The organism is Aliivibrio wodanis (assembly GCF_052920805.1).
Genome location: NZ_JBREXA010000002.1, coordinates 2,738,568 through 2,753,772, shown reverse-complemented (window position 1 = coordinate 2,753,772; position 15,205 = coordinate 2,738,568). Strand labels below are relative to the sequence as shown.

The window sequence follows — 15,205 nt, the reverse complement described above, 5'->3', positions numbered from 1 at the left end:
CTTTTTCCCTATCGAATCGACCAATGACGACGTACTCTACGCATCAACAAGAATAACCAAGGCCATAAAATAAAGTTTAACACGCCAGCCCATAAGAAATGTGCGTTAAAAGACACATCATGAACTAAAAATTCGCCCATAAACTCTAATATTTTGCCTAATAAAGTTAATCCAGAAAAAATAGCTGCTTGTTGCCACAACGCTAGATTTCTCAATACCTTAAAGTTAGCTGCAACCAAATAGACTAAAATAGCCATCGTCATGCCACGAATGCCTAATGTTGTACCTAATAGTAGATCCCATAAGACACCCAATAACATAGCCGTTCCCACATTTACCCGATGTGGTAGAGCAAGTACCCAGTAAAAGGTAACTAAAATAATCCAAGATGGCCTAAGTACTTCTAATGTACCTGGCCATGGGGCTGCTTGTAAGGTTAACGCGATTAAAAAAGAGAGCCAAATAATGATCCTACCGCGCATTAAGTGACTACTCGCCATCAAGGTTCTCCTTCACTTGTACTTCTGTTGGCCATACTAATAATAAATAGCGTAATTTATCAAATTCAACCGTAGTTGCTAAATCAATTGAAGCAAACGGGCGTTTATTATCATTATCAATATTTGAGATATAACCTACAGGGTAACCTTCAGGATAACGACCACCTAAACCAGAACTCACCAGTAAATCACCAATCTCAATATCAGTATTGGTTGGGATATGCTCTAATTGCATAGTGTCTAAATGACCTTTACCTGATGCAATAACACGAATGTCATTTCTAACTACTTGAACTGGTATGGCATTATTAGGGTCAGTCAATAATAGAACACGACTATTGTGGGCACCAACATAGTTAATTTGGCCAACAATTCCTTTATCGCTGATAACTGGCTGCCCCTCATAAACGCCATCAATTTGGCCCTTATCGATCATCACCTGGTGAGTGTAAGGAGCTGAGTCTACAGCCATTACTTCTGTCACCATTTTCTTTTCATCACGAACAAAAGGTGAACCAAGTAAATTACGTAAACGGCTATTTTCTTGCTGAAGCTGTTCCATTAACAATAGATTGCTATTTTGAATCAGCATTTCTTGCTTTAATTTCTGATTTTCAAGCATGAGTGAGTTACGACTATTAAACCGCTCATACATACCATCAAACATAGTTCGAGGAAGATTTGCAGCATAATGAATCGGAGCAACAAAGCTATTTAGTAGATAACGTATATCAGAAAATGCATTTAAACGACTATCGGCTAACATAAGGCTAGCCGATAACATTACAGCAATAAACAGGCGAAATTGTAGAGAAGGACCTCTACTAAAAATTGGAATCATATCCTTCACCCGTTATTTTTATTACTCTTCACTGAAGAGATCGCCACCATGCATATCTATCATCTCAAGAGCTTTACCACCACCACGAGCAACACAGGTTAACGGCTCTTCTGCAACGACAACAGGGATACCCGTTTCTTCAGTAAGAAGACGATCTAAATCTCGAAGTAATGCGCCGCCGCCAGTCAGTACCATACCATGCTCTGAAATATCAGAAGCTAGCTCTGGTGGACACTGCTCTAGTGCTACCATTACAGCTGATACGATACCTGAAAGAGGCTCTTGCAGTGCTTCTAAGATTTCGTTTGAGTTAAGAGTAAAGCTACGAGGAACACCTTCTGCAAGGTTACGGCCACGAACTTCAATTTCGCATACGTCATCGCCAGGATAAGCTGAACCGATTTCGTGCTTAATACGCTCTGCCGTAGCTTCACCAATTAAGCTGCCGTAGTTACGACGTACGTAGTTAATGATCGCTTCATCAAAACGGTCACCACCAATACGAACTGATGAGGAATAAACAACACCATTTAAAGAGATGACAGCAACCTCAGTTGTACCACCACCAATATCGATAACCATAGAGCCAGTCGCTTCTGATACAGGAAGACCTGCACCGATAGCAGCCGCCATTGGTTCATCAATTAAATAAACTTCACGCGCACCAGCACCTTGCGCCGATTCACGGATAGCACGGCGCTCAACTTGTGTTGAACCACAAGGAACACATACCAATACGCGAGGGCTTGGGCGTAAAACGCTATTATCGTGCACTTGTTTAATAAAGTGCTGCAACATTTTTTCAGTTACATAGAAGTCAGCGATAACGCCATCTTTCATTGGGCGAATAGCAGAAATGTTACCAGGAGTACGACCTAACATCTGTTTTGCATCATGACCAACAGCAGCAACACTTTTAGTTGAGCCTCCACGATCTTGACGAATAGCAACAACAGATGGCTCATCAAGGACGATGCCCTGGCCCTTAACATAAATAAGTGTATTGGCAGTACCTAGATCGATCGAAAGATCGTTTGAAAACATACCACGAAGTTTCTTGAACATAATCTTCGTATTTCCTGAAAACGTGAGAATAAGATAAATTTGACTAAATGTACCAATGCCTAGCCTAATCAGCAAGGCATTGCTACAGAATCCTGAAGCAAATCAGGATTTTTATTCATATTTTAGTTAGATGTACCAATAATGTTACTTTCACCACGGAAAATAATCCTATCGTTACCTCGATATACACCGAAGGTAACAATCGCCGACGGGTCTTCATCACCTAAGCCTCGCCAGTTGTATTGCAGCCAAGGCTGCTGTTCTAAGAGCGGTGGTGAAGATTCACAACTAACATGAGACTCACTTGTTTGTGGTGAATTTGAAGCTAATCTCAGCCAAAAACGTATTTGTTCTCTCAGTTCACTGTTATTACTGTTAGCAATAAGAGTCGTTAAGTTTTGTCCCTGACTAACAGTTCCCTTTCCTTCCAGTTGAGTTTCGCTTGATTTATTAGGGTCAGGCCACACTGTCTTCTTACAGTACTTAGAACCATCAAACTGACTGGCATTATCGGTATCGCTCAATACAAAAGTATTACCATTCCAATACTCAACTTTCAACGGTACTAACACATCACGACCCACAGCAGAACCAACACTATCTAACACCATTCGGCCATAACGAACATCTGGTTGAGCTAATAATTCAGCCTCTGCTATTGAGCTACCTTTAATAAAAGTAACAGGGTCTTCTCCATGAATTTCTAAGCTTAATTCGGTTATTATCGAATTAGAATTTCCAACCTTATTAAACGGACCATCAGCTTCAGTCGTTCTAGTACTTGCGATAGCTGTGACTTCTTTTTTAGACCATATCACTGCATGATTTAAATTATTCACATGCCACACCGCACCACTATTCCAATGTGATGCATTGAGATCAACATCGGTAATATTTAAGCGCTCGGCATATCCAACCTCATCAACGAGAGAAAAAGAGGCTTTAAGTGAATCATCAAAAAAAACATAATTTGTTGTTTCTGAATCCAAAGCGCTGTAAGCGGTGACTTCAAAATCAACATCAGTGAAATTTTGATCCATATAAATATAAGATCCAGCTTGCGACCCTTGCTCTGTAGGATAAGTCCATTCAGTTTTTGTGACTCTGAAATAGGAAGGATAAAAACGGCCGACTTGCGCTAATGTCGGTGGGATATTAAACCCCGAACGATTAAAGTAATTATTTTGAAAAGAACCTAGTTGTAAGCTTCCAACTTCATTCCAATTAAACAGTGTTGTTTGATGTTGGTTTGAAGCCGTTATATGTTTGTAATAATGGTTGAAAGGAACATTATCAGCACTGAATAAACCTAGGTCTCCAGAAGCAGGGTAAATCACACTAGCTGATAAACTGGCACTAGCAGCATAACCGCTGTGTGTTAAATAGCTTTCTGTATAAGGTCTTTTACATACAAGCTCGGCATTATGGCTATCAGGAATACCATTATTATTTGAATCCAATGATGAAACCCAGTTAACCGCTTTAATTACTCCGTTAAAATCGCTACCCGATGCAAGATAATCTCCATTTAATTCTGTTGTATTTGATGGTAGTTCTGTAGTGCCATCACATATTGCCATGGTAAATGGACGAAAATAAAATCGTGCATTACCAAGAGTCTCACGTGATGTTAAATTAGCCGTTATATCCACAATCCCGGCATCATGAAGTACCGCTTTTAATGGGGCACTTGAATCTCCACCAGCGACACCTTTAATAAAATCAATTTCAATATTTTGATCTGCGGTATACCACTTACCCTTACTCCATATCTGTAATAACTCACTTGAACTTGCAGGTAAGTTCACTTGACTGAAATCTATAGTCTTGGTCTCAGTGTCTTTGACTGTATGGCACTTTAAAACATTACCATTCTCCTTCCCCCTAATATGCATTTCAAAAGGAAATTCACGCCCTGCTACTTGCTGGTAATCATCGCCATCTACCCCCTCTTTTGGGTAAATTGAAATACTTTCACCAATAAATTCGTATAAGCCTGCAGGAACCGTTAATTTAGGCGAATCCAATGAGGCTTCAATCCTATAATCACTCAAAAATCGACTATGGATATAGCGAGTGATTTCCGCTGGTTGATTTGCAGTAAACTCAGCAGAAAAAGAGGAATAAGATTCCTTGTTGCATTCATTTGTCGATATGGAGCCACTTTCACTCCAACAGGCATATTCAGGCTTACGAGTATCTGACTGGCTAGTAACATTCAATTGCTGCCCTTCCCCCATAACTAGGTTCCCTGAGTCATCTTGCAATGAAAAATTTATCTCTATTCCATCACACGCAAGCCCTCTTCCTGATGAAGGAGTAATAACTAATTGAATATCCTTTTTACTATCACAGTTTTTTAAAACTGCCCCGGTAATTTCAGAGTTATTATTCATTTTCAACTGGCAAGCAGTCACCGCACCAATAACTTTAGCATCATTTGATAGCTGTACAGGCCCTTGAGCATAAATGTGCCCCTCAAATACAGCATTAGAAGCAATGTCTACTCTTTGATAGTCATTTACATCCCAATAGATATCAGGTGGCCCTACTGGAAAATTTTGAGGTGTTGGACAGCCTTTATCACTATAAGAAAAAACCATCAAAGAGCTATTATCGGTTTGTGTTACTTTACCACCGACACTCAGTTCATCTTTAATATGGAAAATAACATCACCATCAATGATAATTTCCCCACGCATTATGACATTCAAACTATCAAGCCAATATTCTCCACTTTTAAAGGTTACCACCACATCTTGATTCACTGTAAAAGCGTAATAAGGCGCTCCATATGTGGATGAAAAATAGCTGCTTTGAGTAATTCTATCTCCTGAAACAGGAACATAATCAGTAAATAATGGAAGGTTTGAAGGCACATTAAACACTTTCCGATAAGGTGCTGCCGCCACCCCACCTAAAACACACTCAATACCATCACATTGACTGGATATTTTTTGATTATCTGGAGTATATGCTGACCCGTTATAGTCACTAATAATCAGATTATTAAACCCAACTTTATTATCTGTTGTATTGTACAAACGCGAGTAACTTGAAGGTGCTAACACTGATAGAAGTACATTATTAGCATTTCCCTCCCATGACTGTGCACTAGAAGGAAAGTAATCGCACTGCTCATTATTTGGAGGCTGAGGTGGTGGTAATGGTTTATTTTGCTTACAGCTCACTTCCTCGACTGAATAAGGCGGAGCTAAAGTCGAGTCGTCATCTAAAGCAAAAAAAGCTATTTTTTCATTATTAAATTCTGATAAATCAACATCAAAAAGAGTAGTTACAATTGTCCAGGGGTCATCGTCATCAAAACGATACTTATAAAGTACTTCACCCGTTTTTCCAGTACCAAAAATAACAGGTTCGTAAGACAGCTCAACTTCGAAGTCATCAGTAATGGTTTGTTCATCTACTTTAATAAAAGCACCATCATCAACCATAGACCAAAAAGGTTTTATATTTCCCCTGTCAGTTGTTGATACATATAAAGTTTCCCCCAATAACGATATACTTGAGTGTACATTTTCTGGTGCATCTATCTCAAAAGAGACCGTGAATGCTTGATTAGAAATCACGCCACAAAATTCATCATCATCGTCTGCAATACTTGGCGACGAGATCAACACAGAGAACAACAACACAAAAAAAGCGCTATACCATTTCATTTAATTAACCTCCTTTGCCCATACTTCTTGAACTCGTGTTACTTGGTTAATTCCTGAACCACAGGTTGCTGTACTTGTGATTTGGAAATAGCGAATAGCTTCACCATGATAGATAACTTCAATTTCATCACAAATAACACTAGGGGCACTATTACAACCACTGTTCGCCGTTATCATATTTAAAGGGCTATGGGGGTTACTATTACAAATAGTCGTCTCTGCATTTGACTTCCCTAACGGAAATAATTGAACCAACCCCCACTCAGCACCAGAATGAGCAAGAAACCACGCCCGTGTTCCTAAAACTTCTTTTGAGACGGCATCATGATTATTCGTTTCTACATTCAATAAATTCAGTGATAAATATCCTACAGCCACTAAAACGACAATGGACATGATTAATAAATTGCCTTTTTGTTTACGTTTATTATGGAACATTCAGCACCTGTACATCATGTTGGTATTGAGTCAATTCACCTAAATCATTTTCAAAAATCAACGTCATAGTGATCATACTATTACGATTGATTGAAGCACCTTCAAATATAAAGCTACCACTAGAAAGTTGTTCTGCTATTTGAACGCCTGAGCGAAATATACTTTGAGACTGAATGCAATAAGACACTACATTAGGTTTATACAGAAAGGCTCGTTCAGAAATAGAGGAAGAAATAAAAGCAGGATCATTGTTGCTTGAGAAATTGATTGTCGATACACCACCGGATACAGATAAACTATCAATCGATACATATCTATGATTTTCCTCGACCAATAAATCACCTTGAACACTCGGATTAATCACTAATCTTAAGTTATCTAGAGCAATACTCTCTTCCGATAAAATAACCGTATCTATCGCTGTCTCTCCATAAACAGGCAGAGACAAATAAAACGCACTGGTTTCTAGAGGAATAAAAGTGACACATTGCCCGGATGAGGTAATTGAAACACTATTTGGTACTGCATGACGAAGTTCTCTACTCAGTTTTTCGATTACAAACTTTGCCTGCATTTGATTATCTTGACGATCAATACTGTCGTTATAACTTTGAAAACCCAACTGTAACGTATTACTCGCAGCTAAAGCCACAATCCCTACAACTACAATAGTCAAAATTAATTCAATTAAGGTAAACCCATGAGAACGCTTCATTAGTAGTTCCCTTTATATGCATGAAAGGCATAAGTCGCATAATTACTGGCGTACAATATCACTTCAATTTTCTTATAAGGAACAGAAGCTGGATTATTCCCATCTATATCAGAATAGGTTACCTGGATCTGAACTGTAAAATTTTTATAACCAGAAGATCGTTGCTCATCAATTAGCTTATTCAGAGGGTAATTCGTCAAGGTATTAGATGAGCAATGTGCTGACTCCCCCCAACAGCCAATAAAATCATCCACGTCATTAAAAATGGCTGAACGACTCATTGTATTTTTCTCAACACTGCCATCTCTACCTAGATCATTGCTTGCTGTACAAGACTCAGGAGCTATCGCTTCACCACAACGATATGCTCCGCCATTAGGATCACTGTGCTCATCAAATTGACGACTTAATATATCGGTTATTATCGAATGCCCAAGTGTTGCAGCCTGAACTTGATATGTAGCTTGATGCGATTTAGAAGATGAACCAAATACACCAGAAACTAAAACTGAGAGTGCAAAGCCTAAAATAACAATGCCAACGATAGATTCAATTAACGTTAATCCAACTTGCTGTGATTTGAATTTATACATAAATCAACACTCTACACTGTGAGTCGAACGATAAATAAAGCCTTCACTATTAATACAAATAGAGCGATTCTCTCCCGTTGAAGGTGTTGTAATCGTGATACGGCAATCTGTTGTTGTACACAATCTCGTATCTACAGGAGAAGCGACCATAGTAGGTCGACCTAATAAATCAAAAGATAATTCTGAAACTGAAATCGCGGCACTGGCTGAAGAAAAAGCATAACTTAATTGAATAAGTTCCAGTTGCTGTTGATTCGTGTCTTTGGAATAATCTAAAAGTGTCGCACTAACCATACCTTTACTTTGACAGGATGCCGTTACCCCAAACTGATCAGAAGTCATCAAAATAGAGCGACAAGACGCACTGCTATCTGAAGTATTGCTTTGCATTGCAGTGATTTGAACTTGACGTAAAATGGACACAACTTGCTCTTGTGCAGCCGCAGAAGAAAAGTGACTTGCCCCCATGTATTTACTCGACGTATATAATGCAATAATCGCTAATAATATAATCACGACTATCAATTCTATTATCGTAAATCCATTGGCTTTTACTGGGGGATTGTTTAAGTATGTTACACGAGGATAAATCATGATCCGTTACCTTATTACTTCCTGTTTGTAGGATAACGGAATTTATAGAGATAACGAAGGCAATGTTAATTTTTGATACAAAAAAGCCAGCGAAAGTCGCTGGCTTTTAGAGGCATATTAAAGTTTATTGATTAACACTTAGTTGCCGTTACAATTGCAGAGACACCAGATGAAACTGTTGTAGCTTCACTGTAGGTAACATAACAATTTGTATCTGTAATTTTTGAAGCTGCAGTTGGTTCTGGATCTTGTTTAAAGCCAACAACTAATGTAGAACCAGACACTACAGAACTCCAATCTTCACTTAAACCAACAACTGCAGCACCAATACCAGTAGTTGTTGCTTTAGGGTAACCATAAACAGTATCAATACCATCAATAGCAACAGTTGCTGTTGAGGTTTCTTTACCATTAATCGCCGCTTTACCATAAACGATACCAGAAGCACCAGACATTGCACCTTTCAGACCTTGCAGCGATGAAGCACGCGCATCTGATTGAAGGTTAAGGAACTTAGGTGCCGCTGTTACTGCTAGAATACCTAGAATAACGATTACAACTACCAACTCAATAAGGGTGAAACCACCTTGTCTTTTCATGTTACTTCTCTCTTTATTATAAAAGTGATGGAACTCGATTGTTGCCACCATTATTGTTAAAAACGTGTCCTGCTCAAACCTAATGAGTTAAAGCAGATTTATCTCTCTATGTGCCGTATTGGTATAATACTCACACAAAGATGTAAATTCTGTTATTGCAGCGTCACAACCACTCGACCTGATTCAGGCTCATAAGTAAAAAAGTGACCTTCATTCTCTTGCTGTATATATTTACATTGATTTCGGCTATTTTCACTAAGCACTTCAGCTAAATATTTTGCTTTATCATCATCGCTGTTACTAGTGACATATGGTGCATTTTGCAATAACATTTCCATCAATAAAATACACTCTTTTGCTGTTAATGAAGCAGGGTAATTACCCGTATCATTACCATCTAAATCTTCACGAGGGGCCATAGGGTACCCTGGACGAAAATCAGATTGATTCGCTTTAGAAGGATCAGTTAGCCAAAATTCAGTACCATCATAACTGACTGCATTATTACCATTTATTTTTGGTCGAGCTTCGGCTTCCCATTGCGCTCTTGCTGAAAGAACTGCGGTAGCATAACCACCTGCAACACCTTCTATACTTGCTTTTTTAGCCTCAAGACTGACATCTAAAAATCGAGGTAATGCTACCGTTGCCAATAAACCGATAACAACAATCACAATCACTAGCTCAACCAGTGAGAAACCTTTTTGGTGTTTCATCGTAATGCTTCTCTCTATTCTTTTGATGTTATTCTGGGATTGTAAGGGATTATACAAAAAAAAACATACTGTTCGTCAAAAAATTGCCAACTTAATTTTGTCCTAACTGCCAACCCTGACCTTAAAAATACCATTATTTAACATTACAGACATTACCTTACCATTTGATATACTGTAATCGCAATGATAGCTTTCAATTTCTGTTAAATTTTTGTGACTACGTATACTATCAGTATAAATGGTCTCTTTATCTGGCAGTAAAATAGCAATCCATTTTTGACAGTCAATCTCTTGGTCATTAATAACTATCGGCCAACCTAATGAGGTAAATATTATCTCTACCCCTTCTTTATTCATTGATGACGGCTGACCATTTACTACCCAATAATTTTTAAATTCATTCGCTGATGATAAAATCTCTCTACTAGCAATAACTAACGAGGTATCTTCTACTTTAGGTTCAAGTTGATCCCATTGAAATAAGAATACAGCCAGCAAAACAATGACGATCCCTCCCCATATCATTCGGGTTGCAGACATTATTATTTTCCTTTTACTACATCTAACATATTCCACATTGGTAAGAAAATACCAAGAGCTAATATGAGAACCATCCCGGAAACAATAACTAATAACAGAGGCTCTATCCTAGCGGTTAATGTTTTTAAATCGTAGTCAACTTCACGATCATAAAAATCAGAGACTTCTAACAATAAGTCATCAATCTGTCCTGTTTCTTCGCCCACGGCGATCATCTGTTGAACTAGAGGTGTAAAAATACCACTTTGAGCAGCAGTGACTGACATGCTAGTGCCTGATTCAATACCCGCTTTCATCTCCAGTAATCTATTCTCTAAGTATTTATTACCTAAAGATTCAGCAGATAATGCTATCGATTGATTTAATGGCACACCCGATTTTAACATCAATGCAAAGGTTCTAGAAAAACGTGACATTTGCGCTCGTGTTACAATGTCGCCAACAATTGGTAAACGTAGTCGAAATTTGTCCCACGTTTCACGCCCTTTGGCTTGACTAATCCAAGCTTGAAAAGCAAATAATGCACCAGCCATTGCTGCGATTAAAAGATGCCAATAATTAACAAAGAAGCTTGAGGTCGCGATCAAGATCCGTGTAGGTAAGGGCAAGTCAACACCAAAACGAGAGAACATACTGGCAAATTGAGGAATAACTTTAATATTAAGTACAAACATTGCTAACAAAATAAACGTCAATACAAAAATAGGATAACGCATGGCTGATTTAATACGCTTGCGAGTTTCCATTTCTTGCTCGTAATAGTTTGCTAATTGCATTAGCGCCTGATCTAAGCGACCTGTGTTTTCCCCAACATGGATCATTGAAACAAATAAAGAGCTAAACACATGAGGGTGCTGCTGCATTGAAACAGATAGACTGCGACCATTCGTTAGCTCTGCCGTCACTTCTTCAAGTGCTTTTTTTAATAACTTATTATTACTATTCTGTGCCAATCCATTCATTGCTCGAAGTAATGGGACACCTGCTTTGGTTAAGCTGTACATTTGACGACAAAAAATAACCAATATTTCTAAAGGTATGGTTGGCTGAAACCACTTCTTCCAATCTGTCGAGCTTGAACCGCCGCCAAATTTACTTGCTCGAATAGACGTAGGGATCACGCCATTATTCATTAATTGCCCTGCAGCAGCTTCTTCTGAGACTGATTCGATAGAGCCTGATACTTGCTCGCCTCGGCCATTACGTCCATTATATTTAAATATCGCCATTACTTATGCCTATATTAATATTGGCTGATGAGAGGCCACGTTGTCTCCCTCACCCAATACCATTACTTCATCGAGACTGATTATCCCTTGCATAGCTAATTCCATCGCAGAAGCTAATAATGGTTTGTAATCAGGATTTTCACGAGCTTTATGTGAAAAGTCTACAGCATCATTAGATCTTAATGCGTCCATCATTGGTTGATCTAATTCTAACAATTCAAACACACCAACGCGTCCACGATATCCCGTTAAATTACAGCTTTGACAGCCATAGCCTCGTTGAAATGGCACCGAAATCTGATTAGGAAAACGTGTTTGTACCCATTGCTTGCGCGACTCATCTAACGCATCAACGCCTGAACATTCAGTACAAATTTTCTTTACTAATCGCTGAGCAAGCACCGCTCTGACCGCACTTGCGACCAAGTAACCTGGCGCTCCCATATCCATCATACGGAGTGCGCTGTCTACTGCATCATTAGTATGTAACGTAGATAACACGAGGTGTCCTGTTAAAGCTGCTCGTAGCCCAATTTCAACAGTTTCTTGGTCACGCATCTCACCAATAAGAATAATATCTGGATCCTGACGTAAGAATGTTCTTAAGATTTTTGCAAAGCTTAAATTAATTTTATTATTTACCTGAACTTGGTTAATTCGAGGTAAACGATACTCTACGGGATCTTCTGCTGTGATGATTTTTTTACTTGGTTGGTTTAACTCGCTTAGTGCACCATACAAAGTCGTTGTTTTACCTGAGCCTGTAGGTCCTGTAACTAAAATCATGCCATAAGGACGACGTAGCTGCTTACGCAAGCGAATAAGGAGGTGTTCAGGTAGGCCTGAATATTCTAATTCGCGAATACCAGAGGTTTGGTTTAGCAAACGCATTACTACCGATTCACCATATTGAACAGGCATTGTAGATAAACGTATGTCTACTGATTGACCACGAGACTTAATGTTAAACCGCCCATCTTGAGGTAGACGTTTTTCAGAAATATCTAAATTCGCCATCAACTTTAAACGAAGAACTAATGCTGATGCGATATTGACTTCATTAAGTAGCGTTTCATGCAATACACCATCAATACGCTGACGTAAACGTAGTACTTTATCATCAGGTTCAATATGAATATCAGACGCACCAACTTGAATCGCATCTTCAAACAGTGAGTTAATTAATTTTACAACGGTAACTTCATCATTATCACTGTCTGAAATACCGAAATTAAAATCATCTGATTCTTGGTGTTCTGATTGCAACTGTTCAGCAAAAGATGCGATCTCTTTAGTTCGACGATAAAAACGGTCAAAACAATCAACTAACTGTCTTTCAGATGCGATAACCATTTCAAGTTGGTATTGTTGAAGCTGAGAAAATAACGCTTCTTGAGCTGATAGATCGGCAGGATCACTCATTGCTACACGAATAGTATTTCCTTGCTGACTGACGACTAAAGCTCTCAATCGACGAGCGTGCACTTCTGGTAGCAATTGCACTGCTGCGGCATCAATATCAGCTCGATTCAAATCAACCAGAGGTATATCTAACTGCTGAGATAAGAAAGCTAACATTTGCTTTTCAGATAAAAAGCCAAGCTGAATTAAGGTTCCACCTAATTTTCGTCCTGTTTTTTTCTGTGCTAAAAGCGCTTGCTCTATTTGCTCTTCAGTAACAATGTTTTCTTCGACTAATAGATCACCAAGTCTTTTTCTTAACTTAAGACGCATTATTCATTTCCTTCCATTGTTGCTAAGAGTTTAATTCTATCTCGTACAAATGCTTGTGAAGAGCGAGACAATCCAGGGGTCATTAACGCTATTTTATACGTTTTATATGCTTCTTGAGTTTGCGCTTTTCTTTCATACGCAATGGCTAAACCTAACCACCATCGACCATTTTCAGGAGCCTTAACAACTAAGGTTTGATAGCTTTCTTCTGCTAAATCAATAAATTTTAATTTTTGAGCCAATCCACCACGAGTCGCTAAGTAATCAATACTTGCCTCTACAGGAACATATTCTAATACTGATAATGCAGCTTCTGACTGTTCTTCTTTTTGCAATAAACTGGCCAATGCTAAACGTAAGCTTACACTGTCATGATCTAATTTTATTCCTTGCTGTAAAACAGATGCAGCTTCTTTTGCGTTCCTTTTTCCATAAAGCAACGCCGCTAATTTTTTACGAGACTCTTCATCATTCGGCTGATATTTTAAAACGGTATAAAACTCTTTAATCGCAGATTTAAAATCAGATCTATCTAATGATTTACTCGCAGCTTCTCTGCTTTTTTTTGCTAATTCAGAAGGCAATAATTCTACTTCTTGAACATAAAACTCTTCTGAAGCATTTTCACGCACTGTATTTGGAATAACAGATGCTGATTTTAACGCTGGAACCCCTGTATCTACATTCACTATTTGTTCTGGTGGTGAAGATGTAAGTCCCTGTTTTTTATGAACCGCTTTCTCCTGCGCTTTCACTACATCGATGACCCCTTGAGAAGGCTCAATATAAATAGAGCTCACTTCTTGAATTGTACTTTTCGTGGTTGGAGAGGAAGCAAAAAGAGCTAAACTCGCATCACTTCCCTCTAAACTATTTATTTCGTTAGAAGGAGTAGATGCTATATCTATATTTTCTTGAACCGACTCAAATGAATGATTTACACTTGCCCATCCAATCAAGCAAAGAGAACTCACAACGCCAATAGCAAAAAAGAAGGGCGCTTTATATCTGGACTCTATATCAGGAACATTGGCAGGAAGGAGTGTCTTTTTATCATCCTCATTCAATTTTTGCTTTGTAATATTTAATAATGCTTTATTTGTCGCACTCACGATGATCTCCACCCCCAAAACTTGGGAAAATAGTGTCTGGGCTTGGCAGTGTCTGCCGTATCTAAAATCGCATCAAATATCGACTTAGGTGATACCTTATCCAATTGTTCAGAAAAGGAGATAAGTAATGATTTATGGCATATTTGATTAATTAAGCGCGGAACCCCACCACTTGCTTTCCAAATTGCCTTCATTTGAGACAGAGTAAATAAATCACTTTGACATCCAGACTCTAACATTCGATGTCTAATATAAGCTACAGTTTCACTGACGTTTAAAGGTCGTAAAGCAGCTGAAAATGTAATACGTTGGCGGAACTGTCGTAAATAGTATTGCGTTAAACGCTCATCCAACTCAGGTTGCCCAAATAGGACAATTTGTAATAATTTTTTATGATCGGTTTCTAAATTACCAAATAACCGTAACGTTTCTAAAGCTTCATCGCTTAACGCTTGAGCCTCATCAATAAATACAACCGCTGTTTTTTCTTCCGCTTGTAAATCTATCAGCTTTTCATGTATTCGATCTGTTAACGCAACATCATCACCGATTTGATCAAGCCATAGCTCTTTAGCTAAAGCTTGCCTCAATTCATGACCATTCATTACAGGGTTTGGTAAGTAGAGTAATTCAACATTACTTGGTAACTGGCTCATTAACATTCGACACACTAAGGTTTTACCAGTTCCAATTTCCCCTGTTACTTTAATAATCCCCTCTCCCATTGATATTGAAGACAACACCATTTGAATCGCTTCATAATGAGGTGGCAATCCATGAAAGAGAGAAGTATTAGGTGTTAAAGTAAAAGGTAACTGCTTTAAACCAAAGTGCTGTTCATACATATAA

The 15,205-nt window shown here is 38.5% G+C and carries 15 protein-coding genes; all 15 read right to left on the bottom strand.

Translation table 11 applies throughout. The features are described 5' to 3' along the window. Nucleotides 1–8 precede the first annotated feature (8 nt). Nucleotides 9–500 (bottom strand): rod shape-determining protein MreD, encoded by a 492-nt coding sequence (gene mreD, locus ACU5DF_RS20755; protein WP_045102938.1) that lies wholly within the window; start codon nt 498–500, stop codon nt 9–11. After that, nucleotides 490–1,341: a rod shape-determining protein MreC gene (gene mreC / locus ACU5DF_RS20750; RefSeq protein WP_045102939.1), complete on the bottom strand. Its 852-nt coding sequence runs from the start codon at nt 1,339–1,341 to the stop codon at nt 490–492. The genes mreD and mreC overlap by 11 nt, the downstream gene beginning before the upstream one ends. Before the next feature lie 21 nt (nt 1,342–1,362). Beyond that, nucleotides 1,363–2,406, bottom strand: a complete 1,044-nt coding sequence (locus ACU5DF_RS20745; RefSeq protein ID WP_045102940.1) for a rod shape-determining protein — start codon at nt 2,404–2,406, stop codon at nt 1,363–1,365. A gap of 122 nt (nt 2,407–2,528) precedes the next feature. Beyond that, nucleotides 2,529–6,086: a DUF6701 domain-containing protein gene (locus tag ACU5DF_RS20740; RefSeq protein ID WP_446714028.1), complete on the bottom strand. Its 3,558-nt coding sequence runs from the start codon at nt 6,084–6,086 to the stop codon at nt 2,529–2,531. Next, on the bottom strand, nt 6,087–6,524 hold the full coding sequence (locus ACU5DF_RS20735; protein ID WP_446714027.1) for an MSHA biogenesis protein MshP: 438 nt from the start codon (nt 6,522–6,524) through the stop codon (nt 6,087–6,089). It lies immediately after the preceding gene. Then, nucleotides 6,514–7,239 (bottom strand): PulJ/GspJ family protein, encoded by a 726-nt coding sequence (locus ACU5DF_RS20730; protein ID WP_446714026.1) that lies wholly within the window; start codon nt 7,237–7,239, stop codon nt 6,514–6,516. The genes ACU5DF_RS20735 and ACU5DF_RS20730 overlap by 11 nt, the downstream gene beginning before the upstream one ends. Beyond that, nucleotides 7,239–7,832: a type IV pilus modification PilV family protein gene (locus ACU5DF_RS20725; RefSeq protein ID WP_446714025.1), complete on the bottom strand. Its 594-nt coding sequence runs from the start codon at nt 7,830–7,832 to the stop codon at nt 7,239–7,241. The genes ACU5DF_RS20730 and ACU5DF_RS20725 overlap by 1 nt, the downstream gene beginning before the upstream one ends. 3 nt (nt 7,833–7,835) lie before the next feature. Continuing rightward, nucleotides 7,836–8,426 (bottom strand): prepilin-type N-terminal cleavage/methylation domain-containing protein, encoded by a 591-nt coding sequence (locus ACU5DF_RS20720; RefSeq protein ID WP_446714024.1) that lies wholly within the window; start codon nt 8,424–8,426, stop codon nt 7,836–7,838. Nucleotides 8,427–8,557: 131 nt separating this feature from the next. Beyond that, nucleotides 8,558–9,025 (bottom strand): prepilin-type N-terminal cleavage/methylation domain-containing protein, encoded by a 468-nt coding sequence (locus ACU5DF_RS20715; RefSeq protein WP_446714023.1) that lies wholly within the window; start codon nt 9,023–9,025, stop codon nt 8,558–8,560. 152 nt (nt 9,026–9,177) lie between these two features. After that, complete coding sequence (locus ACU5DF_RS20710) at nt 9,178–9,741, bottom strand: prepilin-type N-terminal cleavage/methylation domain-containing protein (protein WP_446714022.1); 564 nt, start codon at nt 9,739–9,741, stop codon at nt 9,178–9,180. A 102-nt stretch (nt 9,742–9,843) separates the two neighbouring features. Further along, complete coding sequence (locus ACU5DF_RS20705) at nt 9,844–10,281, bottom strand: type IV pilus, mannose-sensitive hemagglutinin protein MshF (RefSeq protein WP_446714021.1); 438 nt, start codon at nt 10,279–10,281, stop codon at nt 9,844–9,846. 2 nt (nt 10,282–10,283) lie between these two features. Next, a complete protein-coding gene (locus tag ACU5DF_RS20700) occupies nt 10,284–11,510 on the bottom strand; it encodes a type II secretion system F family protein (RefSeq protein ID WP_045102948.1) in 1,227 nt (408 codons plus the stop codon). A gap of 9 nt (nt 11,511–11,519) precedes the next feature. Further along, entirely contained in the window at nt 11,520–13,244 is a 1,725-nt protein-coding gene (locus tag ACU5DF_RS20695; RefSeq protein WP_446714020.1) for a GspE/PulE family protein, read from the bottom strand. Beyond that, nucleotides 13,244–14,356 (bottom strand): tetratricopeptide repeat protein, encoded by a 1,113-nt coding sequence (locus ACU5DF_RS20690; protein ID WP_446714019.1) that lies wholly within the window; start codon nt 14,354–14,356, stop codon nt 13,244–13,246. The genes ACU5DF_RS20695 and ACU5DF_RS20690 overlap by 1 nt, the downstream gene beginning before the upstream one ends. Further along, entirely contained in the window at nt 14,353–15,201 is an 849-nt protein-coding gene (locus ACU5DF_RS20685; protein ID WP_446714018.1) for an ExeA family protein, read from the bottom strand. The genes ACU5DF_RS20690 and ACU5DF_RS20685 overlap by 4 nt, the downstream gene beginning before the upstream one ends. Nucleotides 15,202–15,205: the final 4 nt, after the last annotated feature.